Genomic DNA, 26,414 nt, shown 5'->3' with positions numbered 1-26,414 from the left:
AGGTTCTGTGAACACCACCGTTGAAGTGCAGGGGCGCGAGGACAGCCTCATCGGAATCGCCAATTCAGCCACACAGGGAACAGTGGGTGCAACCCAGATTCAGGACCGCCCCATTCTTCGTTCGGGAGAAGTTTTGGAGACAATCCCCGGCGTCATCATCACGCAACACGCTGGAGGAGGTAAGGCGAACCAGTACTTCCTTCGCGGCTTCAGCCTCGACCACGGGACAGACATTGCCATTTTCCTCGACGGCATGCCGCTCAACCTGCCGTCGCACGCGCATGGCGAGGGCTATGCGGACATGAACACCGTCATCCCGGAGTTTGTAGAGAGAGTGGACTTTCAGAAAGGCCCCTACTCCGCTGATGTCGGCAACTATGGTTCCGCGGGAAACTCGCACCTGATCTTCTACAAGACGTTGCCGCAGAACTTCTTCAACGTGGAAGGCGGCATGTATGGCTTTGGGCGGGCGGTGTTCGGGGTGTCGCAGAAACTCGGCAAAGGCAACTTGCTGTATGGAGGCGAGGCGTACCACGATGATGGTCCATGGACGCATCCGGACAACTATTACAAGTTCAATGGTCTTTTGACCTATAGCCAGGGCGAAGAGGCGAAAGGCTTCAGCATCACGGCGCGTGCGTATCACGGGAACTGGCATTCGAGCGATCAAATTCCCGTAGCCGCTCAATCCCTCGTTGGTTTTTACGGCACGTTGAATCCGACCGACGGTGGCAACTCAGGTCGCTATAGCATGCAGGCGGAATGGCATCGCCAGGGAACGAACTCCCTGACGAAGATCATGGCATACGGCTTCCGTTACGACCTCGACCTATTCTCTGATTTCACCTACTACTTGGACGATCCCGTTCGAGGCGATCAGTTCGAACAGGCGGACAAGCGCTGGGTGGCTGGGCTGGACGCACGTCACACGATCTATAGCCAGTGGTTTGGCCGCAAGGTAGAAAACACAATCGGCTTTCAACTCCGCAACGATTGGATACACAACGGACTTTTCCAGGCCCAGAATCGCTTGCGCGTAGACAAGATTGACGCTGAGACAGGAACAACTCTGCCCGCGACCACGCAAGAGGATCGCTTCGCCGATACGCAGTTGGGCCTCTACGCGGAGAACAAGATTCAGTGGGCAAACAAACTCCGCTCGGTTGTGGAGCTGCGTGGCGACGTGCAACGCTTCGATGTCACCAGTCTCGTGACGGCAGCCAATAACGGCATCGCCAGAAAGACGCTCCCCAGCCCGAAGGCAAGTTTGATCTTTGGCCCGTGGTCGAATACCGAGTTTTACGTTCAGGGTGGCGCTAGTTTTCATAGCAACGACGGGCGCGGCACGACGCAAACAGTGGAACCAATCTCAGGCGAGAATCCTTACCCCAACACGCCCGCCGACAAGATCCCGCCCATGATCCCCACCAAAGGCGCGGAAGTGGGCGTGCGGACTCTGGCCGTCCCGCACATGCAAAGCACGGTTTCTGTCTGGTATCTCCACAGTGCCTCCGAACTGCAGCAGTCCGGCGACACCGGAGGCACGACTGCTTCCCGGCAGCCGAGCGACCGCTACGGCATCGAATGGGCGAACTACTACACTCCGTTCGAACACTTCGCTTTTGATTTTGACCTTGCAAACTCGAAAGCTCTGTTTACCGAGATCGATGGAGATGATGCCGCGCCGAACAGTCCCGGTGGCAGGCGTGTACCCGAAGCGGTTGCGTTGGTAATTTCATCGGGTATCACGATGCACGACGTGAACCGGTTCTCGGGGAGCTTGCGGCTTCGCTACTTCGGTCCGCGCGATTTGACCTCGGACGGGTTGTTTCGCTCGAAAAGGACAGCGTTGCTCAACGGGGATATCGGTTATCGGATTAACAAGTCTTGGCGCTTGGGGGCGGAGTTCTTGAACTTACTGAACCGCCGCGACGACGACATCACCTACGCCTACGAATCTCGAATCACTCCGAGCGCCGCATCGACATTCTCCAACGTCTCGCATCCGGAGGAGCCGTTCCAGGTGCGATTCGGACTGCACTACGTTTTCGGTACCAACAAGTAGGAGTTTTTGATCGACTCATTGACCTGCGCACGGGCCGAGGGTTCAACATCCTCGGCCTTTCTTTGACTCAGACTGAAGAACGCACAGCAGTCCATCCCTCCCAATCTCACCTTTGAGCCGCGATCGTCACGGGCGTTTCGCTTACGGGAAGCGACAATTCAGGCATACAATTTGAATATTCCCGGTATGTACCTGAGGGAACAGAACTTACCCGCAAACGTTTCGAGCGGGAGATAAGGAGTACAGCCGTGAGCGATTCGAATGGAAACAAGCGGGGACTGCACCACTTCCATGTATGCATTCATTGTGGAAGCGCATTCAGAAGAGAAGAATATGAAGGCAGGGCGCTTACTTCGGGCGTCTATCTGTGCCCGAAATGCGGACTCGAAGGTCCGCTCAATGTAGTGATTCGGGAAGACGAAGGCGCACAATCGGGCGGCAGTGCTCCTGGCAGATTTTCATCCCGCTAAAGGCAAACGGACCTGCTGCGCCGGACGGGTGCCCGCCAGTCTTCGTCCGGCGGCGCGGACGAATTCAGTGACGAGACGCGACTTGTTATCAGCTCGCGTCGCGAGCTTCGTCTGCAAGCGAAGGCGATCCTCCGCCAAAGGCCGCATTGTGATTCCGTCGCGAGCGATCCGCCATGCCCCTCCGCGCGTCAAGAACGCGACTCCCTTGTGCGCCAAAATCAGCTCCGATGCTTCATCGACGCTCATGAAGTGATGCACCTCCGGAGGCTTGATCTTCCTCTCGGTCCTCACACTCTGAAGCATTTCTTGCAAAAACGGATTCACGTGGGGCGCGGGCAAGATCCAGTCATGCTCGCAGATGTCTTCGAGGCGAAGCTCTGGTCTGTCCGTCAGTGGGCTTTCTCTCGACAGTGCAATGTAAGCCGGAGCGTCGGAGACGGTGAGAAGGTTCAGCTTGGCTGAATCGGGAACCGCAATGACCAGCGCTAGATCCAGCTTTCCCAAAGCGACCTGATGCGCCAGTTCATGCGAGTAATTGCTCCATTGCTTGATCTTCAATCCCGGAAATAGGGGAAGCTGAATGGACAGCAGCGTGGTGACAATGTATGGGTCAACGTAGGCAGACTTCCCGATGTTTAGAACGTCTTCGGCACCGCGCGATGCAGCCGTGGCGTTCAGGACCGCGCGCTCGGCATGCAGCAAAGCGTTTCGAGCTTCCTGCACAAAATGGCGACCAGGTTCAGTCAGCTCTACGACCTGATGATTGCGAGCGAACAGGCGCAGCCCGACCAGACCTTCCAGCTCCATAATCCGTTTACTGAGCGTGGATTGATCGATTCTCAGTCGCTCAGCTGCGCGAGAGAAGTTGAGCTCTTCCGCCAATACGATAGCGGCGTGAAGCAAGCGGATTTCGGGTAGCACCATGGCCAATTCTCAAACAAGAACCCTTGGGGGGATGTATGTATTGCGCTCCATCAGCGGCTACATACCCGAGATGCACTTTCGATGCTGCTCTGGATTTGGCGGTTGCACAAATTACGGTGATATGGGCCGATCGGAGCTGTATGTGAGCGGGATCACTATTTGTCGGAAGCTGCGATACGCACCGTTATTCCTGCAGTGCATAGCGTGGTGCATGGATTTCATTAGACAGACGGCTTCGCTCGCGCCACATTCAAACCGTGAACCTAGGACGCCTTTATCTAGGGCGACGAAATGAAGGGAGATTTGCCAATGGCGTTCTTGCGCCTTCCTGAAGTAAAGCGCCGTACCGGACTTTCTCGGTCGTCGATCTATTTACGGATCAAGACAGGGGATTTTCCTGCCCCGGTCAAGCTCGGTGGCAGGGCAGTGGGATGGGTTGAAGAAGAGATCTCAAACTGGGCGCGCGACCGCGTCCTTGAGTCTCGTCCGAACCTGCGAACTGTGCTTTCCGAGCGCGCCGCCTAGCCCCTCATTCACAGTGATCGGAATCGCTCCGCCTCGTCTGGAGTGAGCAGTTTTTTGACGCTTTTCAGAGCTGGGCAGCGCCTTTCCAGCTTTCAGCTGGTCAAGATAGTCGGCCCAAATCTGCATCATCTGACGCCGTTCCGGTAAAAATGCGGTCCGGTTGTAAGCTCTCCCGTTTGGGTCTTTCACCGCGTGGGCCAACTGATGTTCGATTAAGTCAATCCTGACGCCAAGCACTTCATCCAGAATTGTTCGAGCTGTGGCACGGAAGCCGTGGCCAGTCGTGACGTCCTTTGGGATTCCCATGCTTCGCATGGCAGCAAGGATTGCATTATCGCTCATCGGCCGGGTGTTGGTTCGTGGGCTTGGAAAAACGTACTTTCCCTCTCCCGTGATCGGTTGAACTTCCTTCAGGAGCTTCACCGCCTGTTTCGACAGCGGCACGATATGATTTCGTTTCGTCTTCGTCACCAGAAAACGCCACTCGGCCGTCTCCAGGTTGATGTGCGCCCACTCCGCTGTCCGCAATTCGCCGGGGCGCACGAAGAGCATGGGCATCAGGCGCAAGGCGCAGCGCACGGTCGGCGTCCCCTCGTAGGCATCTAGCGCTCGAAGAATTGGAGCGAGCTGCTCAGGCTCTGTAATCGCGGCGAAGTGCTCTGCATTCACAGGGGGAAGTGCACCGCGCAGGTCCCGCGAAGGGTCGCGTTCTGCGCGACCGGAGGCGACTGCGTATCGGAATACCTGTCCGCAGGCGACCAGCGCACGGCGTTCCGTCTCCCGCACACCGCGCTTCTCAATCCGTCGCAAGACGCTCAGTAATTCTGGGGCTGCAATTTCCGCGATCGGGCGTTTCCCGATCCATGGAAAGATGTCGCGCTCGAAGAGGCGGAGCTTTCTTGCAGAATGCGCCGGCGCCCAGACCGTCGAAAACTTTTCGAACCACTCACGAGCCACCTTTTCGAAAGAGTTCTCAGCCCGCTCGGCTTGGGCGATCTTCTGTTCCTTGCGGTCCTGGCTGGGATCGATGCCGTTCGCCAGCTTCTTTCGTGCATCAGCCCGGCGATCACGAGCGTTGCTCAGGCTCACGTCGGGATAGACGCCGAGCGAGATCCGGTTCTCCTTGCCATTGAAGCGGTATTTCAGCCGCCACCATTTTCCGCCGGAAGGGGAAATTTCCAAATAGAGCCCGTCAGTGTCGTAGAGCTTGAACGATTTGGCCGCTGGTTTGGCATTGCGGATCGCGACGTCGGTGAGGGGCATTGGGGCAACTCCTTGGGCAAAATTCAGTTGCCCCCAGAATGTTGCCCCAGTTGCCCCCGGCTGTCAACGGACAGAGTTGCACCCCGATGGACTCATCGAAGCATCAATCTCTTTGTTTTTCAGTATTTTCTGGACTTGCTTGGACGTTCTTGGAAGTCCTTGGAAGAGGTATTGGTAGCGCTACCGGGAATCGAACCCGGGTTTTAAGATTGAGAATCTCACGTCCTAACCCCTAGACGATAGCGCCACAGGAACCAGCTTCAATATAACAAAATGAACGCGTAACGCAAAGCTGTGGAGAACTCGCGTCTACTCGCGTTCATCCGGATGTAGGCCAATGTCGGTCTCGCCCGCATCCTTCTTTTCCGTATATTTCTTTACCCACGCTTCCCAGCTCTTGCCGGCCGCCGTGTCGCGTCCCGAGAATGCTAGGCCTGCGATATCGGCGTAAGGAATATCACGTTTATGGGGGCCGTCCTGCAGCAGCACGCGAACGTACGAGTTTGCCAGTGTGTCGCCCGGTCGGCGATCGAACACGAATCCTACAACTGTTTCTCCGCTCCTCAGTGTGATTGTCACATCGCCGCGGTAATCAAACGCCTGTTCGAGTGCGGAGCGTAATTCCTTTTCATCTGCCAGTGCCGGAACCCATCCCTGCAATGTCTCGCGCGTCACGTCGTCTATCTCCTGCGTAGTCATTTCTTGGGTGCTCATCGGGTCTCCTGCGGAGCGTCTTCAATTTGCACCAGCGATGGTTGCTGTGCCTTGCGTGGAGCCTGCAACGCCGCGAGCGCCTCGGGATCGTCGTACGTTGAGAGCATTCCCTTCACGGTTGCCGCCAGTCCGCCCAGCGAGCCGAATGTGTGGTTCACTGCCGAGGGCTCGTACCCGCAATGAACCATGCAATTCGCGCATTTCGGATTGCCGCTCTTTTCCCCGTAGTTGTCCCAGTTCGTTCCCTCGATCAGTTCCTTGAAACTGTCCGCATAACCGTCCTGCAGCAGGTAGCAGGGCTTTTGCCAGCCAAACATCGTGTAGGTCGGAATGCCCCAAGGCGTGCAGTCGTACTGGCGCTTGCCCATCAGGTACTCGAAGAACAGCGGAGTCGCGTTGAATCTCCAACTGCGCTTGCGATTGCTCAATATCTGCCGGAACAACTCGCGAGTGCGTTCCTTCGCCAAAAAATGCTGTTGGTCGGGGGCCTTGTCGTAACTGTAGCCCGGCGAAACCATCATGCTTTCGACGCCCATCTCCATCATGTCGTCGAAGAAGCGCCGCACGCTCACCGGATCGGCCCCATCAAACAGCGTTGAATTGGTCGTCACGCGGAAGCCCTTCGCGATGGCCTCTTTCATGGCGGCTACCGCGATGTCGTATGTGCCTTCGCGGCAAACCGAAAAGTCGTGGTGGTCGCGCTCGCCATCCAGATGCACTGTGAAGGTGAAGTACTTGCTGGGCTTGAACAGATGCATCTTCTCTTTCAAGAGAAGCGCATTGGTGCACAGGTACACGTACTTGCCACGATCGATCAGCCCTTGCACGATCTCGCCGATCTGCGGATGCAGCAGCGGTTCGCCTCCCGGAATATTCACGATGGGAGCGCCGGCCTCTTCGACCGCGCGGAAGCATTCTTCAGGTGTGAGTTGGCTTTTCAGGATGTGAGCGGGGTATTGCACCTTGCCGCATCCGGCGCAGGCAAGATTGCAACGAAAGAGCACTTCCAGCATCACGACTAGCGGGTAGTGTTTACGCCCTTGCAGCCGGTTCTTGAGCACATAACTGCTCACCGCCCACATTTGAGAGACTGGAACTGCCATTTAGCAACATCCTCCATCTGTATGGTAACTGATTCTGCCGACCTCGGAATCAGATGCAGAACCGGGCAGGCAAATTCGGCCGTTCAATGCTCGCAAACTCAAGCCGAATGGGCAAATAACGCGTGCATGTTGTGGCGCAGCATGTCTTCCACGATCCGGGTCTCTTCCTTGCCGAAACTCTTCCAGCCCATTGTCTTAAGCACAGAGGCGCGATCCACCCGCGTGAACTTTATCATTGAAAGAATAGCCAAGAATTGGATGCGGGTCTCAGGAGCCGTTGCTGGCCGGTTCGTCAGGCGCGACACGTACTCGAATCCAGTATCAAGCAACGGTGAAAATTTGGCGTGAATGATTTCAAACGCCTCGGTCGGATCAAACTGTTCGCGGTAAATGAATTGTCCCCACGAACTCGGCGTATCTTCGCCCAGCATCATCTGGGCGAACTCGACCATGAAATCAATGAACATGTCGAGAGTTTCAGCTCTGGTCAGGCCGGGCTTAAACAGGCCCTGCCGTGCACGCTCGCACGTCGGACCAAAACGTTGGATGATGTTGGATCCGATGTACTCGGCGACTGCATGGTAAAGGCCCAACTTGCTGCCAAAATAGTAGGGAATCGAGACCAGGTTCGCCTGTGCCCGTTCTACAATCGTTCGTGTACTCGCGGCCTCATAGCCGAGCTCGGAGAACACCTCTACGGCTACCTCGATAAGGCGTTGGCGAGTTCGTTCACTTCGGTCCTGGCACGCGGAGCGTCCAAGGGCGCATTTTTGTTTTTCAGGCTTGGGCATTTCCTTCGCGCTTTTCAGAATCTTTGTACGGCAATGGTGAATCCATTCGTTTGACAATTAAATCAAGCGTATGATTTTCTAGGATAGTCGAAGTCGGTTGGAGATTCAATGATGCACGGAAGACTTATTCACGGCTGGCTGCTTTTCTCGCTTTTGTCTGTCCCCGCCAGCGCTCAGCAACTTTCCGGTGGTGCTTCCTCACTCAATGTTCCGCAATCGCTGGACCAACTACTCGCGTCCGGCACTCAGAGTCCTTTTTCCGGCAGCGTTCCGGAGGGGAAGCTTCAGCCCGGTGTGTTGGATCTATCTGTCGAAGACGCCATCAACAGGGGCCTGCGTTACAACCTCGGAATTGTGCTCAGCGGTCAAGCGACCTCCCAAGCCAGAGCCGCTCGCCTTCGTGAATTGAGCAACATGCTGCCTCACATTGACGGCTCGCTGCGAGAGAGCAACATCAAGGGAAACATTCAGGCACAAGGTTTCAATCTGTCAGGCTTAGGATTGAATGTCCCTCCTTCGGTTCGTGTCAGCAACTCTGATGCGCGAATCTCGGCCACCCAGAGCCTCTTGGATTTTCACAACATCGAGAACACTCGTGCAGCTACTGCCAATGTGCGTGCTGCGGGATACAACTTTACTTCTGCGAAAGAAACAGTCACGCTCGCGGTTGCCGCCAGCTACCTGCTCGTGATCGCCGCTGAAAGTCAGGTCGATGCCACCACTGCGGAGCTGAAAACCGCTGAGGCGCTCTTCCAACTCGCAACTGATCGCGAGAACGCTGGGTTGAGTCCTAACGTGGACACACTTCGCGCGCGTGTCGAACTGCAGGTGCGCAGGCAGAACCTGATCGAAGCGAAGAATAATCTGGCAAAGCAACGCATCACGTTATTGCGCGTGCTCGGGCTTCCTGTACACCAAGAAATCAAGCTGGTGAGCCGAGTGCCATACAAGCCGCTTCCGGCATTGTCAGAAGACGTTGCCCTGCAACGTGCTCTCGCATCGCGGCCCGACTTCCTCGCTGCAGACCAGCAGGTAAAAGCGGCCGAGTTACAGAAAAGAGCTGCCGAAGCTGAACGCCTTCCCACGATTGGATTGAGCGGCGACTACGGTGCCCTCGGCACTCATCCTTCCAATGCGTTCTCGACCTGGACTGTTACTGCGGGGTTGCGTGTTCCCATTTTTGAGGGCGGACGGATCGAGGCCGATATCCGGCAGGCTGACTCTGTGCTGCAGCAGCGCAGAGCGCAACGCGACGATCTCAAGGGACGCATCGAGCAAGATGTGGCGAATGCGATTCTCGACGTTGGAGCCGCGGCCGAGCAGGTTGAGGTCGCCCGTGCAACGCTCGACTACGCGCAACAGACGCTGACACAGTCTCAGGATCGCTTCTCGGCTGGCGTCACTAACAATATCGAAGTAATCCAGGCTCAAGAAGCCTTGGCTACAGCGAATCAGCAGTACATTAGCAGCCTCTATGCGCACAACATCGCGAAGGTCCTGTTGGCGCGATCCATAGGTGCTGCTGAGCAGACATTGCGGCAGGTGCTCGGTGACGATGCTGCCGCTCCCGGAGCGCAGCCCACGCCTGCTCCTACGAAGTAGAGATTGAATTCATTGCGGCGCCGAATGGCAGCCCGCCTTAATAGTCTTTGGAGAAATTGAATGGCGAACGAACAACAAAATCCACCGGCCGAGACCGAGCGTAAAGCTGGACTATTCGAGCGCAAGCCGTGGCTTTCCACCGTGCTTCGCGTCCTTGTAGTTGTGGCCGTAATCGGAGCCCTTGTTTATTGGTGGCACAGTCGCAAGTTTGAGAACACGGACGATGCTCAGGTCGATGGCTACATTTATCCCATCAGCGCTCGCGTAAGCGGCCATGTTACGAAGGTTAATGTCGAGGAAGGCCAGTTTGTAAAAGCTGGTACCGTCCTGGTCGAGATCGACGATCGTGATTATCAGGTCGCCGTCGAGCGCGCGAAAGCTGACTACATGGATGCGGTTGCCGGTTCTGAGGCGGCACGCTTCAACGTGCCCATCTCACAGGTGGGATCCAGCAGTCAGATTAGCGCCGCACAGGCAGATGTGCTGAATGCTGAAGCTGCCATTCAAGGTGCTACCAAGCAGGTTGAAGAAGCGCAGGCGCGCCTTGTTCAAGCTCAGGCCAATGCGAAAACGGCAAATGCTGATCTGCAGCGTTATCAGCAACTCGTTTCCAAGAAGGAGATTTCGCAGCAACAGTACGATCAGGCTGTCGCTGCTGCTACTTCTGCTAACGCTACAGTGACCGCAACCCAAGCCGGAATTCATTCTGCACAGGAAGTCGTGAACCAAGCCAAGGCGCGATTGGCGCAGGCAAAGGCCAACCTTGCTAACGCAAAAGTCACGCCTAAGCAGATATCCGTCACCGAAGCTCGTGCGCGCGCTGGTGAAGCTCAGGCTGCACGCGCAAAGGCTGCACTCGATCAGTCCGAACTCAATCTTGGCTACACAAAGATCGTGGCGCCTGTTGACGGCGTAGTCGGTAATCGCAACGCGCAGGTCGGACAAAACGTGCAGGTTGGGCAGGAGATGCTCTCCATCGTGCCACTCCACGATATTTGGGTCACGGCCAACTTCAAGGAAACGCAGCTTGAACATATGCAACCAGGCCAGGCCGTTGAGGTTAGCGTGGACGCCCTTGGAGGACAGAAGTTCCGTGGACACGTCACCAGCGTAGGTGGCGCGACCGGAGCGAAGTTCAGCCTGCTTCCGCCTGAAAATGCAACGGGCAACTACGTGAAGGTTGTGCAGCGCGTTCCCGTCCGCATTGACTTTGACGACAGAAACAAGTCTGAGTTCAACCGCGATGCTCGTTTGCGTCCAGGGCTTTCCGTGGTTCCCGAGGTGCGAGTTCGTTGAGTGAAGTTTCTTCGGTAGGCGCCAGCCCCCGATGGCGCCCCAGTCACAATCCATGGGCAGTAGCGATGACGGTAACGCTCGCTACGTTCATGGAAGTGTTGGACTCATCTATTGCAAACGTAGCATTGCCACACATCGCTGGCTCGCTATCGTCCGGACAGGATGAATCTACGTGGGTGTTGACCAGCTATCTGGTTTCAAACGCCATCGTGCTTCCGATCTCCGCATGGGCGAGTGATCGAATGGGACGCAAACGTTTCTACATGACCTGCGTTCTACTCTTTACGCTTAGCTCTCTTTTGTGCGGAATATCGACCTCGCTTCCGATGTTGATCTTTTTCCGCGTCCTGCAAGGCGCGGGCGGCGGAGGGCTTGGACCAAGCGAGCAGGCGATTCTCGCCGACACATTTTCGCCCGAGCAGCGTGGCATGGGATTCGCCATGTACGGAATGGCTGTGGTTCTCGCGCCTGCAATTGGACCGACGCTCGGCGGCTACATTACCGTCAACTATTCCTGGCACTGGATATTCTTCATAAACGTGCCGATCGGAATTCTCTCCCTGTTCCTGTCGTCGCGCATGGTCGAAGATCCACCGTGGATAAATGATGCACGTGAGCGAGCAAAACATGCGCCCGTGGATTACATGGGATTGGCGCTGATCTCGGTTGGACTCGGAGCGCTGCAGGTTGTGCTTGATAAGGGTGAACGCGAAGACTGGATGTCGTCGCACTTCATTCAGTTCTTCACGGCAATGACGATAATCGCCTCTATCGCTTTCGTCGTTTGGGAGTGGCGAGAAGAACATCCGATTCTCAACCTGAGACTACTTAAAAATCGTAGCTTTGCCGTCAGCAATATGCTGATGTTTGCGCTTGGTGCGGTGCTCTACGGAACAACCGTGCTCATTCCGCAGTTCCTCCAAACTGTGCTGGGTTACACCGCTCAGCTTGCGGGAATGGCACTTTCACCCGGTGGTCTTGTCGTAATGGCGATGATGCCCGTAGTTGGCTTTCTTGTTTCTCGAGTCGATCCGCGCAAACTCATCACGGCGGGATTCATTGCTTTGGCGCTCTCGATGTTTCATATGAGCTCCATATACGTTGGCATCGACTTCAAGACTGCAATGATGTACCGGGTTTATCAGTCGATAGGGTTGGCGTTTCTCTTTATACCCATCAATACGATTTCGTACATGGGTGTGCCGCAGGAGCAGAACAACCAGATTTCGGCGATGATCAATCTGACGCGCAACCTTGGCGGCAGCTTTGGAATCTCATTTGTTGTGACCATGCTTGCTCGAAGGATGCAGGTCCATCAGTCCAATCTCGCCTCCCACACAGCAAACACTATTCACATGCAGGACATGCTCAGAAATATGAGCGCGATGTATGCGGCGCAGGTGGGTTCCGGGCCAGGAGCGATGCAGCGCGCTTATGGAGCCATATACGGCACAATGCAGCAACAGGCAGCAGTGCTGTCATATCGCGATACGATCCTCATTATGGCGGTCGTCACTTTAGCAGTCATGCCGCTGGTTTTGCTCGCGCGAAAGCCCAAGGCGGGCGATGTGCACATGGGGCACTGAGTAGTTTTCGATTGCTGGAATTGTTTCGGGCCGGTTTGCTTTTAGCGCGCCGGCCCGTAAACTTTGCGCCTGTTTTTCCCGTCTTCTTACTAGCGACTTTCTCGCAATTACCGTGTTTATGGACATAGCGCTATTTGCAGAGTTGGTGTTGTTCTGCGGTCTGCATTCATAGGCACGAAAGTCGCAAATGTAAAGACTTTGTAAAGAATTGCGATTTTTCAATCTTCCGGGAACTTTGAGAAAGTCTGACGGCAATCCAATGGGTAGGGAACATGATCACAAAGATCACTAAGCCTGGGAGTAGCAGAATGTTGAACGGACTTGAAGTCGAAGCATTGCAGATGAACGATTTGAACATGGTTTGTGTAGAAGATCACGACGCCAGAAAGGTGACCGACCAGACTGTGGTGGGCAAGAATCTTTTCGCCAGTGGACTTCTGCGCCCGGGCACACAGTCGTTTGTCAGCCCGCTCTCGTTGCGCTATTCGCTGCAGGATCGTTACAAGATTCGTACCGACCGTGGCCACTACGATATTTCCCCCACTACATTCCTTGTGCTTAATGAGGGCCAGCGGGGCGAAACAACCGTGGAGTCCAGTGCATCGCCTCGTGCTGTGTCTCTGGTCTTTGAACAGAAGTACATGTCGGAAATTGCGCGCAGTTTCAGCGCTCCGCTCACTGCTTCGCTCGATATTGATCGCGATGGAATCGTGGTGCGTTTTCCGGAGTGCATTCAACACGAAACCGCGTTTGAGATCGGCCCAAAGCTTCGTTCTCTGAGCAGTGCTTGTCTGCGAGGCGACAGTTTCGAAAGCGTGGCAGACAAATTCCGCGCCGTGGCCGAATGTGTTGTGCTGGTCTACAGCGCAGCCAGCCGACAGATTGAATCAATCGACAGCGTGCGACCTGGAACGCGGGCTGAACTGTATCGCCGCATTCAGCGTGCCTACGTTTACATTCAGGACGCATACAACGAAGAGCTCTGTCTCGAAAAGATTGCGCGCGTGGCCTGTATGTCACCACATCATTTCCATCGCGTGTTCAGCCAGGTTTATGGCATCACGCCGTTACGTGCGCTCGCAGACCGGCGCATGCAGATGGCGCATAGACTTCTTGAGACGACCGACACTCCTGTGTCCGCGATTTGCCGTGCAGTTGGATACCACAGCGCGCCAACTTTCTCCAACCTCTTCCGCGCAAAGTTTGGTGTACCTCCTTCTCTGCTGCAGCAGCGCAGCCGCAGAGTAAGAATGCAGTAACTGCCTTTTCCGAGTTGAGAGAGCCGGCGCGGTCGGTCGCCGGCTCTTTTCTATTGCGACCAGAACAGCGGAAATATGAAAGGCCAGCCGAAGATGGCTGGCCTGGGACGAAGCGCGAAATAAGTGACTACTTCAAGTTCTTGACGTACGCTGCGACTGCCTTGACCTGGTCGTCGGTAAGTCCACCGTAACGGCTGGCATGAGGTGCTTTCTTACCGCCGTTTGTAAGGACGGAAGTCACGTCTTTGCCCTTGATGGCGGGAGCAGACTTGCCTTCACCATTAGCACCATGGCACATAGCACATTTCTTGTAGATAGTTGCGCCATCTTGAGCAAACAGCATGCCCGTGCTCAGGGCAAGCATAGCGGTAATCGTCATTAAGCGTTTCACTGAATCGTCTCCTAGTGTGTCGTAATCGCCGGGTATCCCGGCTTATGCCGTGTGTACAGGCAAAACGCATGCCAGGAATGGAGAATACAAATCCCCTCTCCGAGCAGATCACTTCCTGGAAATCAGTTTCACCCCTGAGGCCATCCTAAGGCCGTTGCATCCGATACTACTACCTCGGTCGTGCCACCTCCAAGAGCACCGTCTGAAAAGCTTTCAGAATCCGAAGTTGATTGAAAGAACTCAGGCCGAAGTGAAAAGTTGCGCATTATAAGAGATTCAGTGCACACGGCTTTCTCTTTGTCTGCCCGCAACCGCTTTAGATTTCAAATTGTTCTGCCGATAAACCCGGTAGCAACAGATTGCTTATGAATGAGAATCTCTCGAAGCTGATGCAAGTGGAGTCCGCTACAGCCGATTCCATCACCGTGGATTGTGATCACCTCTTTGCTCACGCAGGAGGCGATCCTAAATTGCTGCTTCAGCTTTGCCTTCGGTTTCTGTCTGAGCTGCCGGCTTGCATGAATTCCATGCGCTCTGGAATCCAAAACTGCACTCATCCGGAAGTTGATGAAGCAGCACGCCAGCTGCGAAACAGCCTTATGATTTTCGGAGTTGGCAGTGTTTCGATGACGGCGGAAGCATTGGAAATAGCTGTCCGTTGCAATCAGCATCGGGATGCGCTGCAGGAATGGCGCTTACTTCAGGAACAGCTCAATGTACTGGTGCCGCAAGTGCAGCGGCTCGTATTGCGAATTCCACTTCCGAAAGACCGAGTGCAGTAACAAGCTTGCAGCTTACGCACCGTTGCGCAATCGCATATAGCTGGCGTGGCTTACAGCTACGTGATTGCCTCGCAGATCGTGGATGTTGATCTCAACCAGCAACAGTGTTCTTCCGGCTTTGACGATCTGAGCCGTTGCGCGAGCATCCGTCAGGCAGGGCGCGAGAAAACGAATATTCATATCGGTAGTAGTTGTCTTGGCTTCGGCTCCGGCCACAGTGAGCACAGCTGTTGCTGCTGCTGAATCTGCCAATGTCGCGAGTAGGCCACCATGAAAGCACTGGTAAATGCCGTCGAGGCTGGAGTCGTAAGGCGCGACTAGCACCGCACGCCCAATGGCCAATTCTTCGATTTGATAGCCAAAGGTCTTTACCGCCGGAATGGCTGCCAGCCGTTCACGAATTGCCTGTTCGGAAAATGTGTCCACGCTCATACCTGAGTTAAAGATGAGGAATTCCGTCCGGCGATGCACGAACCTGTGCTACAAATGCTGACTATGTTCTACCTTCTAAAGACAGAACCCACCGTTTATTCCTTTGAGCAACTGCAGCGTGACAAAGAAACCGTTTGGGACGGCGTAACAAATGCTGCCGCAGTCAAACATCTGAGAGAGATGAAGAAGGACGACAAATTGGTGATCTATCACACAGGGGAAGAACGCCAAGCAGTCGGCACCGCACAGGTACTCTCGGTAGATGCCAGCGACCCAAAAACTCCCATCGTGACGATTAAGGCTGGAGCTCCCATCCATGTTCCAGTTGCTCTGTCCCAGATTAAGCAGAGTTCATTGTTTTCCGATTCACCTCTGTTGCGCCAGGGACGCCTCTCGGTAGTGCCTCTCTCCGAGGAGCAGTACCAAGCCTTGATCTCTCAAGACCTCTGACTCATAGTCCGTTGGGGGAATCAAGCTTGATAGTGCACGGCCTAAAGTAATGAAGGTAAGAGCCGAGAATGCCTTATCATAGATTCAGGAACTTACTCTTCAGGCTCAGGGCCATGACAATTCATAGAAAGAAACTGCTTAAGAGCTGTCAAAAGGCTATTTTCATCATGGCAACGGCCCTCGTTCTCTTATCGGCCGTGGCCTTTGCAGAAGAACCAACCTGCAGAAGCAAAAGCGGCCCCATCAAAGTGGCCTACCCAGATGTAGCCCGCAAAATGCGGATCTCTGGCACCGTACGTCTGCAACTTCAGCTCACTCCTTCTGGAAGCGTCCGCGAGGTTAAGGTTTTGGGCGGAAATCCAATTTTGGCTTCTGCAGCGCAACAAGCCGTAAAGCAAGCCAAATTTGAAGGTGACTTCTGTGTCATCAACTTCGACTTCAGAGAATAGCGTGAATTACGAGTACAACGGGCCTGTGGACTGATGTCTACAGGCCAATTGTTTTGACCCACATAGAGTTCTTCTCCCTTTTTCTTCCTCGCACTACAATGTCCAGTTTGCCTAAAAAGGACTTTTCATGCCCATTCGCACAATCATCGAACCGTTTCGAATCAAGAGTGTTGAACCAATCCACTGGACCAAGCGAGAAGATCGAGAGCGCTTTTTGCGTGCCGCGCATTACAACCTGTTTTTGTTATCTGCCGAGGATGTGCTGATCGATTTGCTAACGGATTCCGGCACCGGTGCGATGTCCACGTATCAGTGGGGCGCTATTCAGGAAGGGGATGAAAGCTATGCTGGAAGTCGTAGCTATACCCGCTTCCGTGATTCCGTCCAGAGCATATTCGGCTACACTCACGTGATTCCCACCCACCAGGGGCGTGCTGCTGAACGCATACTTTTTAACACTATGCTCAAGCACGGCGACATCGTGCCAAACAACACACACTTTGACACTACTCGTGCAAACGTCGAAGCTGTCGGTGCCGAAGCGGTCGACCTCGTCATTCCTGAAGGCAAGAAACCTGGCCTTGTGCATCCATTCAAGGGAAACATGGATGTCGTCGCGCTTGAAGAGACGATTGCCCGTTTCGGACGCGAGCGCATCCCACTCGTAATGCTGACCATAACCAACAACTCTGGAGGCGGGCAGCCAGTGTCAATGGCCAACGCGCGTTCGGTCAGCGCAGTATGCAGAAAACACGGGATCCCGCTGTATTTTGACGCTTGCCGCTTTGCGGAGAATTCATACTTCATTAAGCTGCGCGAGCCGGGATATGACAAGAAGACTCCGAAAGAGATCGCTCAGGAGATGTTCTCGCTGGGTGACGGTTGCACGATGAGCGCCAAGAAAGACGGTATGGCGAACATTGGCGGATTCCTCTGCACGAACAACGATGTCCTCGCTCAACAGGAGAAGAACCTGCTGATTCTCACTGAGGGATACCCCACCTATGGCGGCTTGGCCGGGCGAGATCTCGAAGCTATCGCCGTAGGATTGCAGGAAGCCGTTGATGAGGACTATCTGCGCTATCGGATCGCATCGACCGCCTATCTGGGAAACCACTTGGCGGAGCAGGGAATTCCAATCGTGCTCCCGCCGGGTGGCCATGCGGTCTATCTTGACGCGCGCGGCTTCGTCCCGCACATTCCTCTAGAACAGTTCCCGGGAGTGGCGCTCGCTGCAGAACTCTATCTCGAAGGCGGTATCCGTTCTGTCGAGATCGGTACATTGATGTTTGGCAAGGCGGCGAAAATGGATCTGGTGCGGCTCGCAATCCCTCGTCGTACGTACACCCAGAGCCATATTGACTACGTCATCGAAGTCATAACTGAGGTCTGGAACAAGCGCGAGCAAATCCGTGGTCTGCACCTTACCTATGAGCCACCATTCCTCAGACATTTCACGGCCAAGATGGAACAGGTTTGATGCACAATGCAATGCCCCGTCCTGAGTGGGAATCATGCGGTCAGGACGGGGCGTTTACTTTTGTAAATGTATTTCCGATGCTCAGTGCCCGGTGTCTTCCAGATACTTCTCCACCTCGATTGCGGCCATGCATCCAGTTCCCGCCGCGGTGATTGCTTGGCGATAACGCCGGTCCGCGACATCTCCGCACGCATAGATTCCAGGCACGCCGGTGTGAACGTAATCGCGAGTTTTCAAGTATCCGTCCTCGTCCGTTTCAAGAATGCCCTTGAACATCGCAGCGTTCGGCGTGTGTCCTATTCCCAGGAACATTGCGCTGGTTGGAAAATCCCAGACTTTGCCCGTGAGCAGGTTACGCAGCTTCAGCGCAGTAACTTCTTTTGCATTCACGTCCATCACTTCTTCAACGACCGTGCCAGTCATGAAATGAATTTTGTCGTGCGCCTTCGCTCGGTCGAGCATGATCTTGCTGGCCCTGAACGCATCACGACGATGAATCAGGGTTACCCGGCTGGCGAAGCGCGTAAGGAAGAGTGCTTCTTCCATTGCGGAGTCGCCGCCGCCAATCACTGCAACTTCTTTGTCGCTGAAGAAGAATCCATCGCATGTTGCGCATGACGAAACGCCGTGCCCAATGAGTGCCTGTTCACTTGGCAAGCCCAACCACCGTGCACTCGCTCCGCTGGCAACGATGATTGAGTGTGTCCTGTACTGGTCCTTGCCCACGGTCAACAGGAATGGACGCTGACTTGCGTCGATGGCCTCGAGATGTCCCAATCGAAACTCCGTGCCGAACCTCTCCGCCTGCTTGCGCATGTTCTCGATCAGCTCTGGCCCATGAATCCCTTCAGGCCAGCCTGGGAAGTTCTCAACGAGTGTTGTCATCGAGAGCTGTCCTCCAGGCTCATGTCCCTCAAGTACAAGAGGCTTCAGATTTGCTCGCGCCGCATAAATAGCGGCGGTCAGCCCCGAACAACCCGAACCAAGAATGACCACATTACGAATTTCATCTGTCATCGTTCTCTCACAGTCCTACTTCTTTAATGATTCCCCGCGGCGGCTTTGGATTCTTTGCCCCGGGGCAGATGCGCCAGTTCGGCGGGAACCACGGTTCTCACTTCCAGTGCAGCGCGGTATTTCTTCAGAACTGAGCTTGCGAGCGTAAAGGTCTTTTCGTATGCGGACTGATCTATTCCTGTGCAATGTGTCAGCATAAGGGACGACTTTCCAAAGCGCTCAATCCTTATCCGATCTGCGGCTGTGTTCGCTTTCAAAGCCATTGCCGGAGTCGCTGAAACGGAATTCGAGATCAGGATCTGCAGGATGTCACCATCCTCGCCCCCCTTGCTCTGGCGCAAGTGAATGGCCAGCACTTCACTTGTTATCTTGCCATCCACAATCAGGGAGTACTGAGCCGTCGTCAGGTCTGACTTTTCCGGAAACTCCTTACGGATCCGCACCCAATTCGAGGGTACAGTTGCGGTGCCTTCCGGAGCTCCAGTCGCACGTGCCTCTTCTTCGGTCAGTGTCGTCACCCCTCGTGCGACCTCAAAGTCTGAGGAGAATGCCGGTCGATCCTCTACTCTCGCCAGAGCTTTCCCCATTTCTTCCAGATCCGACTGAGCAGGTTGGCAGCTATTCACAAAGCTTACCTGGAACTTTGGCTTTTCCCTCGCAGGCTTGGATTGCTGTGCTGCTAGCGGAACCAGAGACCCGTGCCCCAGCGTATGGATGACGAGGATCATCCAGAAAGCCGATTTTGGAGCAAAATCCCGCACCGCAGGATTGTAAATGACCGGGCAGGCAAACTGCCCACCCGGTTACAGCTATAATGCGGCAGTCTGACGAGCATGGCGAAAATGTCACTCAAATCCGTGAGGGGGACCCTAGAGGGGTGGGGGCTGGTGCCCCGATCTCGGCTGGCCCGGCTGTGTGCGGGGGCCGGGGGAGTCCTTGCCCTGTGGACCCTAGTTGGGGTTCACGGATCCACCGGCTTGTACCGGCTACTGCTCCTGCTATTCGTGGGCATGCTGCTGGTGATCGGGTATCGGGGATTCAGGCACCGGTTCATGTGGCGGCTACGTAACCGCCTCATCGTCACATACGTATTCATAGGGGTCATCCCTCTGGTGCTGCTGGGCACCATGGCCATCGCGGCAGGCTACCTGTTCGCCGGGCAGTTCTCGACGTTCGTGGTGACCACCGACGTGCGGGGTGAGCTACGGCGGCTGGAGAGTGCCAATCGGACCCTGGTGACCGAGGCGGCGACAGCCTTGCGCCGCAGCCGAGCACTGGATTCGGGTCAGCTCTCCATCAGCAATGAGGTGTTTCCCGGGCGCCAGGTTACGGCGTACTACAAGGGCCAAGTGCAGACTCTGGTGGGTGACGGTAAGTACAGTGCGCCACCGCCTCCTCCGTCGAACGTCCCGGACAGCGCGCTGATCCTGGATGATGGTGAGCTGTACCTGCGCGCAGTGAACCGGTCGCGGCTGCCGGACGGCGGCGACCTCGTGCTGGTCTCGAGCCTACCTCTGGACCCGCAGCATCTAGAGACCATCGTGTCCAACATGGGCGTGATCACCCTGTTTGGGGATAAGGATCAGGCATCGGCCAAGTCACCAAAGGTCAGTGCTGGACTGATGCCAGAGGCGTCCTCCAGATTGGATCTGGAGGTCGCACTGGCTGCCACGATGCAAGCCGTTCACTGGCAGACGGGCAAGCCGACGAGCATGCTCCTGACGGTTCGCACGAGGCCATCACTGCTCTACAATCGCCTGTTCCGCACGCTAGGAGACCTGACGAATGGCATCGTGGCTGTGCTGGTGGCTGTTGCTGTCATCTTCGCCCTGATTGAGGTGGTAGCGCTGATCATTGGTGTGCGGCTAACGCGCACAATGACCTCGTCTGTGGCTAAGCTCTACGACGCCACGCAACACGTGAACCGAGGCGACTTCTCCCACCGCATCCAAGTCCGCTCAAGCGACCAGCTTGCATCACTGGAGTCCTCGTTCAACTCCATGACCGAGTCGCTCCAGAAGCTTCTGGCAGAGCAGAAGGAGAAGCAGCGGATCGAGAGCGAGCTGTCGATTGCCAAGGAAGTGCAGGACCTGCTGTTCCCCCGGGATGTCGCCGACCTGGATGGGCTGGAACTGCATGGCGTCTGCCTGCCAGCGCGCACAGTGAGCGGCGACTACTACGATTTCCTCGGCGTTGGGCCCAACGCAGTGGGACTCGCGGTGGGCGACATCAGCGGCAAAGGTATCTCGGCGGCGCTCATGATGGCCACGGTGCATGCATTCGTCAGGGCACATACTCTGGCTGAGCAGGTTCCCGTGATGGCAGCGGCGCAGGGAAGCCGGACGCTGAGGATGCTCAACGACGACGCCAGTTGCTGCCCATCTCCTGCGACGGTGCTGGCGCTGCTGAACCAGCAGCTCTACCGCAACACTCCCGCACAGAAGTACGCGACCATGTTCCTGGGCTTCTATGACCAGCAGAAGCGGCTGTTCACATACTCCAATGCAGGACACTTGCCGCCAATCATCGTGTGCTCCGATGGCTCGATTCGCCTGTTGGAGGATGGTGGAACGGTGGTTGGCCTGTTTGGCGACATCACGTATCCCGAGGGGCGCGTAACGCTGAATCCGGGCGACATCGTGGTCTGCTACAGCGATGGCATTACGGAGCCGGAGAACGACTTCGGCGAGTTCGGGCAGGAGCGGTTGGCACAGATCGTCCATGAGAACCGCGATCTGCCGTTGCCACGCATCTCGGAAGCGATCCTCAACGCGGTGACCGATTGGATCGGTGGGGAAGAGCAGCCGGACGATATGACGATTGTGCTGGCGCGCGCAAGATAGCTTCGCGGCCAGAGATGCAGATATCGCCTGCTTGCTGGAGATGCGCTCCTTCGCTCGTTGCAGTGCTTACCTTGATACTCCTGCGGCTTCTCTGGATGCGCGAAGAGCATTTCGAAGTAACATCTACCCACAGTTTCAGGGCCTCATTCCGAATCGCTTGAGGGGCGTTGCGCATGTGGGAACAAAGCAAGAGAACTCCTAATTATTCCGGACGCCTGTCGGACGACATCATTCTTGGACCGGATCATTACCTGGTCCACTCTTCCGAGCAGAAGCAGGAACGGCGGCGTCATCCGCGAATTCCATGTAGGAACGTGAAGGCCTGCGTGCGCACAGCGAAGGACGCGATAGTCGTGGATGTGCTGAACATGAGCCGCGGCGGCGTGTTCTTCGCCAGCATGCAGCAGTTCAGTCCTGGAACGCCGTTGACGATTGCGTTGCACTACATTGAGGGCGGCCAGAATATGTTCCAGAACTGCCGCATCGTGCGGACGCAATCCGCAAACGGCGCAAATCTCGACTACTTTGCTGCGGAGTTTGCTCCAAGATAGCTACGGTTGCGTTCGGGAATTGCGTGATGATCGCCCAGTTGGATTTGGGATCTTGACGGAAACGGGCGGCTTCTTTGGCGGAAGCGAAGCGAGATTGTTGGACGCAGCGGGATCGCTAGAGGAATCATCCTGACAGACTTTCTGCTGTGCATTGCTGGCCTGATTATCCTGATCAGAGCTGGCGTCATTCGACTCCTGTGTTTCGTCGGATTCGCGCTCGTTGCAATCTTCCTCGGCGCAGGAATCGCAATCTCCATCGCATGATTCTTCTCGGTCATCGTGGCCGATGTGATCGATTGGGCCTTCGTCGTTGCTGCCAATCGTGCCGATGCTTTCCCGGAAATCAGACGGGCAGGTGTCGAGGTTGCGCGCGTTGGAACTGGCGAGTTGGAGGGAATAAAGCAGGAGTCCGGCACGCTTGCTATCAATGCGGCGGTCGAGAATGGCCTGCATGACTTCCTGAATCGCGACTTGAATGGAGTTGGCGTCTTCGAGAAGGGGCAGCTCGATTCCTGAGTTTGCGTCACTGCTGATCGGGCCGGCGATGCGGTCGTGTCGGCGGTTGCGCGCGCGAGCCTTGTGGTGCCAATAGCAGAAGTTTGAATCGCGCATGGGAACGGCTTGGCAGATTTCTCCGTTGGCGAGAACGTGTCCGCAGTTTTTCTTCTTGTTGAGCATAAACAGAAACACCGCGCACGATGGTGCGGTGGGTACCCCCCAATATTTCCCGGCAAAAATTTGAAAACAGAGTAGTTAGATCGGATGAATTGATGTGCTAAATCCAGAATAGCAAATGGGGAGGGGTGATCCCCTCAGGAGGGCCGGAACTCTATTTAAAGTCGAATCAGTGGTTTGGACGGAAGGGAGCACGGAATGGGGGTTGACAGAGGCGGCGCGAGTGGTTGGGCGTTGGCATCATGATGGGCTGCAAGGATGTCAATCTGTAAGCGCCGTTACTGTTGGGTTGCTGTGTTGAAACTCGAGCAGTGTGCTCTGTGCGTGATTCCCAGAGTTGGAAAAACGCCAACTCTGGGCCACCCGGCGTGATAGGTGTTCGCTACGTTTGCGGGTTCGTATCGTCCTCGTCAGGTGTATCGGCGTCGGGAGGGAGTCCCTTCGCCAAGGCCTGGGATCCAGGTGGTTCGCGGAACGGTTCCACCGGAATGCGCTCGTAAGACACTTCCAGCACGGTCAGGTATTCTGTGCCGCCCGGCGCTCGAAGAACGACGCTGTCGCCCTCTGCCGACTTCATTAACGCGCGTGCCAGAGGTGACATCCAACTGATGTGGTTGCGGTTGAGATCGACCTCGTCGGCGCCCACAATGCTGACCACTCGTTCCTCTCCCGCAGAATTCTCATAGCGCACGGTAGCTCCGAAGAATGCCCTCGTCTGCGCCTGTCCCGCTCTCGGAGCTTCGGGGTCGACTACTTCCGCGGCTTCGATTCGCTTCGAAAGAAAGCGAATCCGTCCATCGATCTGGCGCAGTCGCCGCTTGCCGTACTGATAGTCGGCGTTTTCACTGCGATCGCCGTTGCTGGCAGCCCACGCCACCACCTCCACTACGGCCGGGCGTTCCCTGGTAAGCAGAAACCGGTGCTCATCTCTGAGACGCTGCAGTCCGCTCGGCGTTATGTAGTTCTTGACGTGTGTCGCGGGCTCGTCCGCTTGTGGATTTCTCGTAAAGCCTTTTCGCATCTAGAAGTTGTTCCCACTGGTGCCCATTTTGAACGCGGATGAACGCCGCCACGAATGCCGCAGGCTATCCACTTTCACGGGAGTTTGTCAGTGCTAACTGATTCTTTCACATTGTGTGAATGGATGTCAGAAATTCCAGGATGACGGGCCAACGTAAAACTGAGTCGTAAGGGCATGTTCAAGGATGAGCGAAGAACGTCGTGCAGATGTGCGAGTCCCAGAGTTGGAAAAACGCAACTCGGGCCACCCACCTTCGCTCCGCTCAAGGTGACACAAGAGAGCGAGAGAAAACCCAAGACTAGTGCTGATTGGAACACTAGAGGTTTTTACGGATGGCAGCAGCTTGGGCCGGAGTTATGATACGTAGCAGAGTCACCGTGATTGAGCAGATTCGCGCCGGGATGTTGGCGCGGTTTGGGCTGCCGCGATGCACTCAGGGTTTTTCATATCGACCGGGCCGGAGGGAGCAGCATGCTGCGTTCCTTTTTTATAGCGATGTCGGAGAGCAAAGGCATTCGCTCAATCGCCGAAAACTCAGCTTTCGGGCAGAAGGTTTCCAAGCGTTTTGTCGCGGGCATGACCGTGGAGGACTTGATCAACGCAACCGTGGCAATGAACCGCGTGGGCGTGCGAGTTACGGTCGATAATCTCGGGGAAAATGTAACCAACCGCGAAGAGGCGCTGCATAGCAAAGCGCTCTATCACCAGTTGCTCGACGAGATCGAGAAGCGCAACCTGGATGCCAACGTCAGTCTGAAGCTGACCCACATGGGGCTGGATGTGGACGAAGGGTTGGCGCGCGAAACGGTAATCGATCTGCTCGATCATGCCACGGCCATCAACAGCTTTATAAGGATCGACATGGAAGGCTCGGCCTATACGCAGAGGACGCTGGATTTTGTGCGCGAACTGCATAGGCGGCCGGGTGCTGCAGGGCATATTGGGACGGTGCTGCAGGCGTATTTCTACCGCACGGCGGACGATGCGAAGTTGCTGTGCGAGGAAGGGATTCGGATCAGGCTATGCAAGGGTGCGTACAAAGAGCCTCCGGCGATTGCTTACCCCAGCAAGCATGATGTGGACGCCAACTACATTCGGGTGGCAAAGCAGATACTGAAGAGCGGCGTGTTTCATGGACTGGCGACGCATGACGAATTCATCATCAACACCATCAAGGAATGGACGATCAAGGAAGGGATTCCGAAGTCGGCATTCGAGTTCCAGATGCTGCATGGAGTAAGACGCGATTTGCAGGAAAGCTTGGCACGGGATGGATGGGGCGTGCGGTGCTATATCCCGTTTGGGACGGAGTGGTATCCGTATTTCATGCGGAGACTGGCGGAGCGTCCGGCGAACGTGCTGTTCCTGGCCAAGAACTACTTCAAGGGATAGGTGGAGTTATCAGCGGAAAGAGGGAAGCGCGTCCTGCGGGGCGCGCTTTTGCTGTTCCGAGTTAACTCTGTTCCCAGGTTAACTTCGCTTCGCTTCGTGAACCTGGGGCACCTGTAGATGATCAAGCACCGAAAATCAGTGGTCCGATCCGGCGAAGCCGAGGGCGTTGAAGCCGCGCAACATTTGGAGTTCCTGCGGTGAGTACTGGGTCTGAGTGTCGGGCGAGTTCAGCATGCGCTCACGTGCGTCGGGTGGCATACTGCGCATCTCGCGCAGGGTGCGGCGGACGGCGTCCTTACGATCAGGGTTGAGGGAACGGAACTGTCCATAGAGCTGCTGAGCTTGCTGCTGCTGCTCGGGGCGGAGGTGCTCCATCATCTCCATTCGGTTGAGAACGCGCTGGCGCTGCTGGGGCGGCATGGAATTGAAATTCTGCAGGCGGTTACGTAACGCCTGCTGCCGCTGTGGCGGAAGCTGGCGGAAATGCTGATCCTGCTCAAGCCGCTTCTCCTGCTCCTGTGGCGGCATTTTCAGGGTGTTGCGCAGCCAATCGCCATTGTGCGGGCCTTGTCCTCGGACGAATGGTCGAGGCGCAGCGGTGGGCGGGCGCGGCACGTTGTTTTGTGCGTCAAAGTTGCGCGGCGGTTGCTGCTGGTATCCATCGCGCGCCGGAGGAGCCGCGTTGCGCTGCGGTGCGGCCGATTGATAAGGCATCCGCGGCGCGATATTGGACCTTACGGGCGGACGTGCCACGGGGCGGGATTCCATGCCGGGACGAGGCGCACGCACGGCGGGTCGATCCGGACCATTGTGCTGAGCGTAGGGAGCGCGGGCCTGAGGCTGACGCATCGGTTGCGGGCGCTGTCCGTTGTCGCGGTATGCAGGTTGGCCGTACTGGGAACGAGCAGACTCGCGGTAACCGGGCTGGGCATTCTGCGGCGAATGCATTGGCTCACGGTACGTCTGTTGCGGGCCCATTGGCTCACGATACGAGGGCTGTTGCGGGCGCGAGGGCTCACGATACGTTTGCTGGGGCCGAGAAGGCGCACGATAAGGTTGCTGCTGCTGCGGACGCGAGGGTTCCCTGTATGGCTGCTGCGGTCGGGAAGGTTCGCCATTGCCGTATTGCGGTCGGGAAGGCTCGCGATAGGCCGGTTGGCTGTACTCTGGGCGAGAGGATTCCCGGTAAGCTGGCGCAGAGCGCTGGTTGTGCTCCGGATGAGCGCTCTGGGCCGCTTGAGGCGCACCGGACTGCTGACGCCAGTGCTGCGCCGATGAAGGCGTTGCAGCAGCAAGCGTTAGCAGAGCAATGGTCAGAAACCTGGCGCGCATG

25 protein-coding genes and 1 tRNA gene are annotated in these 26,414 nt (G+C 56.0%); 13 read left to right on the top strand and 13 right to left on the bottom strand.

The features are described 5' to 3' along the window. Nucleotides 1-7: 7 nt before the first annotated feature. Nucleotides 8-2,065, top strand: a complete 2,058-nt coding sequence (locus AC6IZD_RS12635) for a TonB-dependent receptor (RefSeq protein WP_497787583.1) — start codon at nucleotides 8-10, stop codon at nucleotides 2,063-2,065. Nucleotides 2,066-2,523: 458 nt separating this feature from the next. Here the strand turns inward: AC6IZD_RS12635 and AC6IZD_RS12630 are convergent, their stop codons facing one another. Continuing rightward, nucleotides 2,524-3,459 carry a LysR family transcriptional regulator gene (locus tag AC6IZD_RS12630; RefSeq protein WP_497783673.1) on the bottom strand — a complete coding sequence of 312 codons (936 nt, stop codon included), beginning with the start codon at nucleotides 3,457-3,459 and terminating at the stop codon, nucleotides 2,524-2,526. Between the two features lie 291 nt (nucleotides 3,460-3,750). Here AC6IZD_RS12630 and AC6IZD_RS12625 point away from each other — a divergent pair, with 291 nt between their 5' ends. After that, nucleotides 3,751-3,984, top strand: a complete 234-nt coding sequence (locus tag AC6IZD_RS12625; RefSeq protein WP_497783672.1) for a helix-turn-helix transcriptional regulator — start codon at nucleotides 3,751-3,753, stop codon at nucleotides 3,982-3,984. Here AC6IZD_RS12625 and AC6IZD_RS12620 read toward each other — a convergent pair. From AC6IZD_RS12620 to AC6IZD_RS12600, 5 genes are all read right to left on the bottom strand, one after another. Then, entirely contained in the window at nucleotides 3,910-5,247 is a 1,338-nt protein-coding gene (locus tag AC6IZD_RS12620) for a tyrosine-type recombinase/integrase (protein WP_497783671.1), read from the bottom strand. The genes AC6IZD_RS12625 and AC6IZD_RS12620 overlap by 75 nt on opposite strands. A gap of 172 nt (nucleotides 5,248-5,419) precedes the next feature. Continuing rightward, a tRNA-Glu gene (locus AC6IZD_RS12615) sits at nucleotides 5,420-5,494 on the bottom strand. 62 nt (nucleotides 5,495-5,556) lie between these two features. Next, entirely contained in the window at nucleotides 5,557-5,961 is a 405-nt protein-coding gene (locus tag AC6IZD_RS12610; RefSeq protein ID WP_497783670.1) for a hypothetical protein, read from the bottom strand. Further along, a complete protein-coding gene (hpnH, locus tag AC6IZD_RS12605) occupies nucleotides 5,958-7,064 on the bottom strand; it encodes an adenosyl-hopene transferase HpnH (RefSeq protein WP_497783669.1) in 1,107 nt (368 codons plus the stop codon). The genes AC6IZD_RS12610 and hpnH overlap by 4 nt, the downstream gene beginning before the upstream one ends. A 98-nt stretch (nucleotides 7,065-7,162) precedes the next feature. Further along, complete coding sequence (locus AC6IZD_RS12600; protein WP_497783668.1) at nucleotides 7,163-7,855, bottom strand: CerR family C-terminal domain-containing protein; 693 nt, start codon at nucleotides 7,853-7,855, stop codon at nucleotides 7,163-7,165. A 108-nt stretch (nucleotides 7,856-7,963) separates the two neighbouring features. Between AC6IZD_RS12600 and AC6IZD_RS12595 the strand changes: the two genes are divergently transcribed. From AC6IZD_RS12595 to AC6IZD_RS12580, 4 genes are all read left to right on the top strand, one after another. After that, a complete protein-coding gene (locus AC6IZD_RS12595; protein ID WP_497783667.1) occupies nucleotides 7,964-9,457 on the top strand; it encodes a TolC family protein in 1,494 nt (497 codons plus the stop codon). Between the two features lie 60 nt (nucleotides 9,458-9,517). Continuing rightward, a complete protein-coding gene (locus AC6IZD_RS12590) occupies nucleotides 9,518-10,753 on the top strand; it encodes an HlyD family secretion protein (RefSeq protein ID WP_497783666.1) in 1,236 nt (411 codons plus the stop codon). A 65-nt stretch (nucleotides 10,754-10,818) separates the two neighbouring features. Then, nucleotides 10,819-12,339: a DHA2 family efflux MFS transporter permease subunit gene (locus tag AC6IZD_RS12585; RefSeq protein ID WP_497783665.1), complete on the top strand. Its 1,521-nt coding sequence runs from the start codon at nucleotides 10,819-10,821 to the stop codon at nucleotides 12,337-12,339. Nucleotides 12,340-12,647: 308 nt separating this feature from the next. Continuing rightward, nucleotides 12,648-13,598 (top strand): helix-turn-helix domain-containing protein, encoded by a 951-nt coding sequence (locus tag AC6IZD_RS12580; RefSeq protein ID WP_497783664.1) that lies wholly within the window; start codon nucleotides 12,648-12,650, stop codon nucleotides 13,596-13,598. Nucleotides 13,599-13,725: 127 nt separating this feature from the next. Here AC6IZD_RS12580 and AC6IZD_RS12575 read toward each other — a convergent pair whose 3' ends face one another. After that, on the bottom strand, nucleotides 13,726-13,989 hold the full coding sequence (locus AC6IZD_RS12575; protein WP_497783663.1) for a c-type cytochrome: 264 nt from the start codon (nucleotides 13,987-13,989) through the stop codon (nucleotides 13,726-13,728). A 365-nt stretch (nucleotides 13,990-14,354) separates the two neighbouring features. On the opposite strand from AC6IZD_RS12575, the gene AC6IZD_RS12570 reads away from it, so the two are divergent. Then, on the top strand, nucleotides 14,355-14,771 hold the full coding sequence (locus AC6IZD_RS12570) for a hypothetical protein (protein ID WP_497783662.1): 417 nt from the start codon (nucleotides 14,355-14,357) through the stop codon (nucleotides 14,769-14,771). A gap of 12 nt (nucleotides 14,772-14,783) precedes the next feature. Here the strand turns inward: AC6IZD_RS12570 and AC6IZD_RS12565 are convergent, their stop codons facing one another. Next, on the bottom strand, nucleotides 14,784-15,197 hold the full coding sequence (locus tag AC6IZD_RS12565) for a PaaI family thioesterase (RefSeq protein ID WP_497783661.1): 414 nt from the start codon (nucleotides 15,195-15,197) through the stop codon (nucleotides 14,784-14,786). Between the two features lie 39 nt (nucleotides 15,198-15,236). Between AC6IZD_RS12565 and AC6IZD_RS12560 the strand changes: the two genes are divergently transcribed. The 3 genes from AC6IZD_RS12560 to AC6IZD_RS12550 all read left to right on the top strand — a co-directional run bounded on the left by AC6IZD_RS12560 (nucleotide 15,237) and on the right by AC6IZD_RS12550 (nucleotide 17,582). Then, nucleotides 15,237-15,653: an EVE domain-containing protein gene (locus AC6IZD_RS12560; RefSeq protein ID WP_497783660.1), complete on the top strand. Its 417-nt coding sequence runs from the start codon at nucleotides 15,237-15,239 to the stop codon at nucleotides 15,651-15,653. Between the two features lie 113 nt (nucleotides 15,654-15,766). After that, nucleotides 15,767-16,102: an energy transducer TonB gene (locus tag AC6IZD_RS12555; protein WP_497783659.1), complete on the top strand. Its 336-nt coding sequence runs from the start codon at nucleotides 15,767-15,769 to the stop codon at nucleotides 16,100-16,102. 127 nt (nucleotides 16,103-16,229) lie between these two features. Beyond that, entirely contained in the window at nucleotides 16,230-17,582 is a 1,353-nt protein-coding gene (locus AC6IZD_RS12550; RefSeq protein WP_497783658.1) for a tryptophanase, read from the top strand. Between the two features lie 81 nt (nucleotides 17,583-17,663). On the opposite strand, the gene trxB is transcribed toward AC6IZD_RS12550, so the two are convergent. Together trxB and AC6IZD_RS12540 are read right to left on the bottom strand one after the other, a co-directional pair. Then, on the bottom strand, nucleotides 17,664-18,599 hold the full coding sequence (gene trxB / locus AC6IZD_RS12545) for a thioredoxin-disulfide reductase (RefSeq protein ID WP_497783657.1): 936 nt from the start codon (nucleotides 18,597-18,599) through the stop codon (nucleotides 17,664-17,666). Between the two features lie 23 nt (nucleotides 18,600-18,622). Further along, nucleotides 18,623-19,327, bottom strand: coding sequence for a hypothetical protein (locus AC6IZD_RS12540; RefSeq protein ID WP_497783656.1), 705 nt, complete (start codon nucleotides 19,325-19,327; stop codon nucleotides 18,623-18,625). Between the two features lie 249 nt (nucleotides 19,328-19,576). Between AC6IZD_RS12540 and AC6IZD_RS12535 the strand changes: the two genes are divergently transcribed. Next, nucleotides 19,577-21,442, top strand: coding sequence for a PP2C family protein-serine/threonine phosphatase (locus AC6IZD_RS12535; RefSeq protein ID WP_497783655.1), 1,866 nt, complete (start codon nucleotides 19,577-19,579; stop codon nucleotides 21,440-21,442). A gap of 173 nt (nucleotides 21,443-21,615) precedes the next feature. After that, a complete protein-coding gene (locus AC6IZD_RS12530) occupies nucleotides 21,616-21,993 on the top strand; it encodes a PilZ domain-containing protein (protein WP_497783654.1) in 378 nt (125 codons plus the stop codon). Here AC6IZD_RS12530 and AC6IZD_RS12525 read toward each other — a convergent pair whose 3' ends face one another. After that, nucleotides 21,994-22,671 carry a hypothetical protein gene (locus tag AC6IZD_RS12525; RefSeq protein ID WP_497783653.1) on the bottom strand — a complete coding sequence of 226 codons (678 nt, stop codon included), beginning with the start codon at nucleotides 22,669-22,671 and terminating at the stop codon, nucleotides 21,994-21,996. A gap of 379 nt (nucleotides 22,672-23,050) precedes the next feature. Then, nucleotides 23,051-23,689 (bottom strand): transcription elongation factor GreB, encoded by a 639-nt coding sequence (gene greB, locus AC6IZD_RS12520; protein WP_497783652.1) that lies wholly within the window; start codon nucleotides 23,687-23,689, stop codon nucleotides 23,051-23,053. Nucleotides 23,690-24,160: 471 nt separating this feature from the next. Between greB and AC6IZD_RS12515 the strand changes: the two genes are divergently transcribed. After that, nucleotides 24,161-25,081, top strand: coding sequence for a proline dehydrogenase family protein (locus AC6IZD_RS12515; RefSeq protein ID WP_497783651.1), 921 nt, complete (start codon nucleotides 24,161-24,163; stop codon nucleotides 25,079-25,081). A 135-nt stretch (nucleotides 25,082-25,216) separates the two neighbouring features. Here AC6IZD_RS12515 and AC6IZD_RS12510 read toward each other — a convergent pair whose 3' ends face one another. Next, entirely contained in the window at nucleotides 25,217-26,413 is a 1,197-nt protein-coding gene (locus tag AC6IZD_RS12510) for a DUF3106 domain-containing protein (RefSeq protein ID WP_497783650.1), read from the bottom strand. Between the last annotated feature and the right edge of the window lies 1 nt (nucleotide 26,414).

It is taken from the genome of Koromonas humicola (genome assembly GCF_059726255.1).
The sequence above is the reverse complement of the archived record's forward strand: the minus strand, read 5'-3'. Positions and strand labels throughout refer to the sequence as shown.

Excerpts from the sequence above, each read along its gene's own strand:
- AC6IZD_RS12630 (WP_497783673.1), bottom strand. The coding sequence starts at position 3,459 with ATGGTGCTACCCGAAATCCGCTTGCTTCACGCCGCTATCGTATTGGCG.
- AC6IZD_RS12625 (WP_497783672.1), top strand. The coding sequence starts at position 3,751 with ATGAAGGGAGATTTGCCAATGGCGTTCTTGCGCCTTCCTGAAGTAAAG.
- AC6IZD_RS12620 (WP_497783671.1), bottom strand. The coding sequence starts at position 5,247 with ATGCCCCTCACCGACGTCGCGATCCGCAATGCCAAACCAGCGGCCAAA.
- AC6IZD_RS12610 (WP_497783670.1), bottom strand. The coding sequence starts at position 5,961 with ATGAGCACCCAAGAAATGACTACGCAGGAGATAGACGACGTGACGCGC.
- hpnH (WP_497783669.1), bottom strand. The coding sequence starts at position 7,064 with ATGGCAGTTCCAGTCTCTCAAATGTGGGCGGTGAGCAGTTATGTGCTC.
- AC6IZD_RS12600 (WP_497783668.1), bottom strand. The coding sequence starts at position 7,855 with ATGCCCAAGCCTGAAAAACAAAAATGCGCCCTTGGACGCTCCGCGTGC.
- AC6IZD_RS12595 (WP_497783667.1), top strand. The coding sequence starts at position 7,964 with ATGATGCACGGAAGACTTATTCACGGCTGGCTGCTTTTCTCGCTTTTG.
- AC6IZD_RS12590 (WP_497783666.1), top strand. The coding sequence starts at position 9,518 with ATGGCGAACGAACAACAAAATCCACCGGCCGAGACCGAGCGTAAAGCT.
- AC6IZD_RS12585 (WP_497783665.1), top strand. The coding sequence starts at position 10,819 with ATGACGGTAACGCTCGCTACGTTCATGGAAGTGTTGGACTCATCTATT.
- AC6IZD_RS12580 (WP_497783664.1), top strand. The coding sequence starts at position 12,648 with ATGTTGAACGGACTTGAAGTCGAAGCATTGCAGATGAACGATTTGAAC.
- AC6IZD_RS12570 (WP_497783662.1), top strand. The coding sequence starts at position 14,355 with ATGAATGAGAATCTCTCGAAGCTGATGCAAGTGGAGTCCGCTACAGCC.
- AC6IZD_RS12560 (WP_497783660.1), top strand. The coding sequence starts at position 15,237 with ATGCACGAACCTGTGCTACAAATGCTGACTATGTTCTACCTTCTAAAG.
- AC6IZD_RS12555 (WP_497783659.1), top strand. The coding sequence starts at position 15,767 with ATGACAATTCATAGAAAGAAACTGCTTAAGAGCTGTCAAAAGGCTATT.
- AC6IZD_RS12550 (WP_497783658.1), top strand. The coding sequence starts at position 16,230 with ATGCCCATTCGCACAATCATCGAACCGTTTCGAATCAAGAGTGTTGAA.
- trxB (WP_497783657.1), bottom strand. The coding sequence starts at position 18,599 with ATGACAGATGAAATTCGTAATGTGGTCATTCTTGGTTCGGGTTGTTCG.
- AC6IZD_RS12540 (WP_497783656.1), bottom strand. The coding sequence starts at position 19,327 with ATGATCCTCGTCATCCATACGCTGGGGCACGGGTCTCTGGTTCCGCTA.
- AC6IZD_RS12530 (WP_497783654.1), top strand. The coding sequence starts at position 21,616 with ATGTGGGAACAAAGCAAGAGAACTCCTAATTATTCCGGACGCCTGTCG.
- AC6IZD_RS12525 (WP_497783653.1), bottom strand. The coding sequence starts at position 22,671 with ATGCTCAACAAGAAGAAAAACTGCGGACACGTTCTCGCCAACGGAGAA.
- greB (WP_497783652.1), bottom strand. The coding sequence starts at position 23,689 with ATGCGAAAAGGCTTTACGAGAAATCCACAAGCGGACGAGCCCGCGACA.
- AC6IZD_RS12515 (WP_497783651.1), top strand. The coding sequence starts at position 24,161 with ATGCTGCGTTCCTTTTTTATAGCGATGTCGGAGAGCAAAGGCATTCGC.
- AC6IZD_RS12510 (WP_497783650.1), bottom strand. The coding sequence starts at position 26,413 with ATGCGCGCCAGGTTTCTGACCATTGCTCTGCTAACGCTTGCTGCTGCA.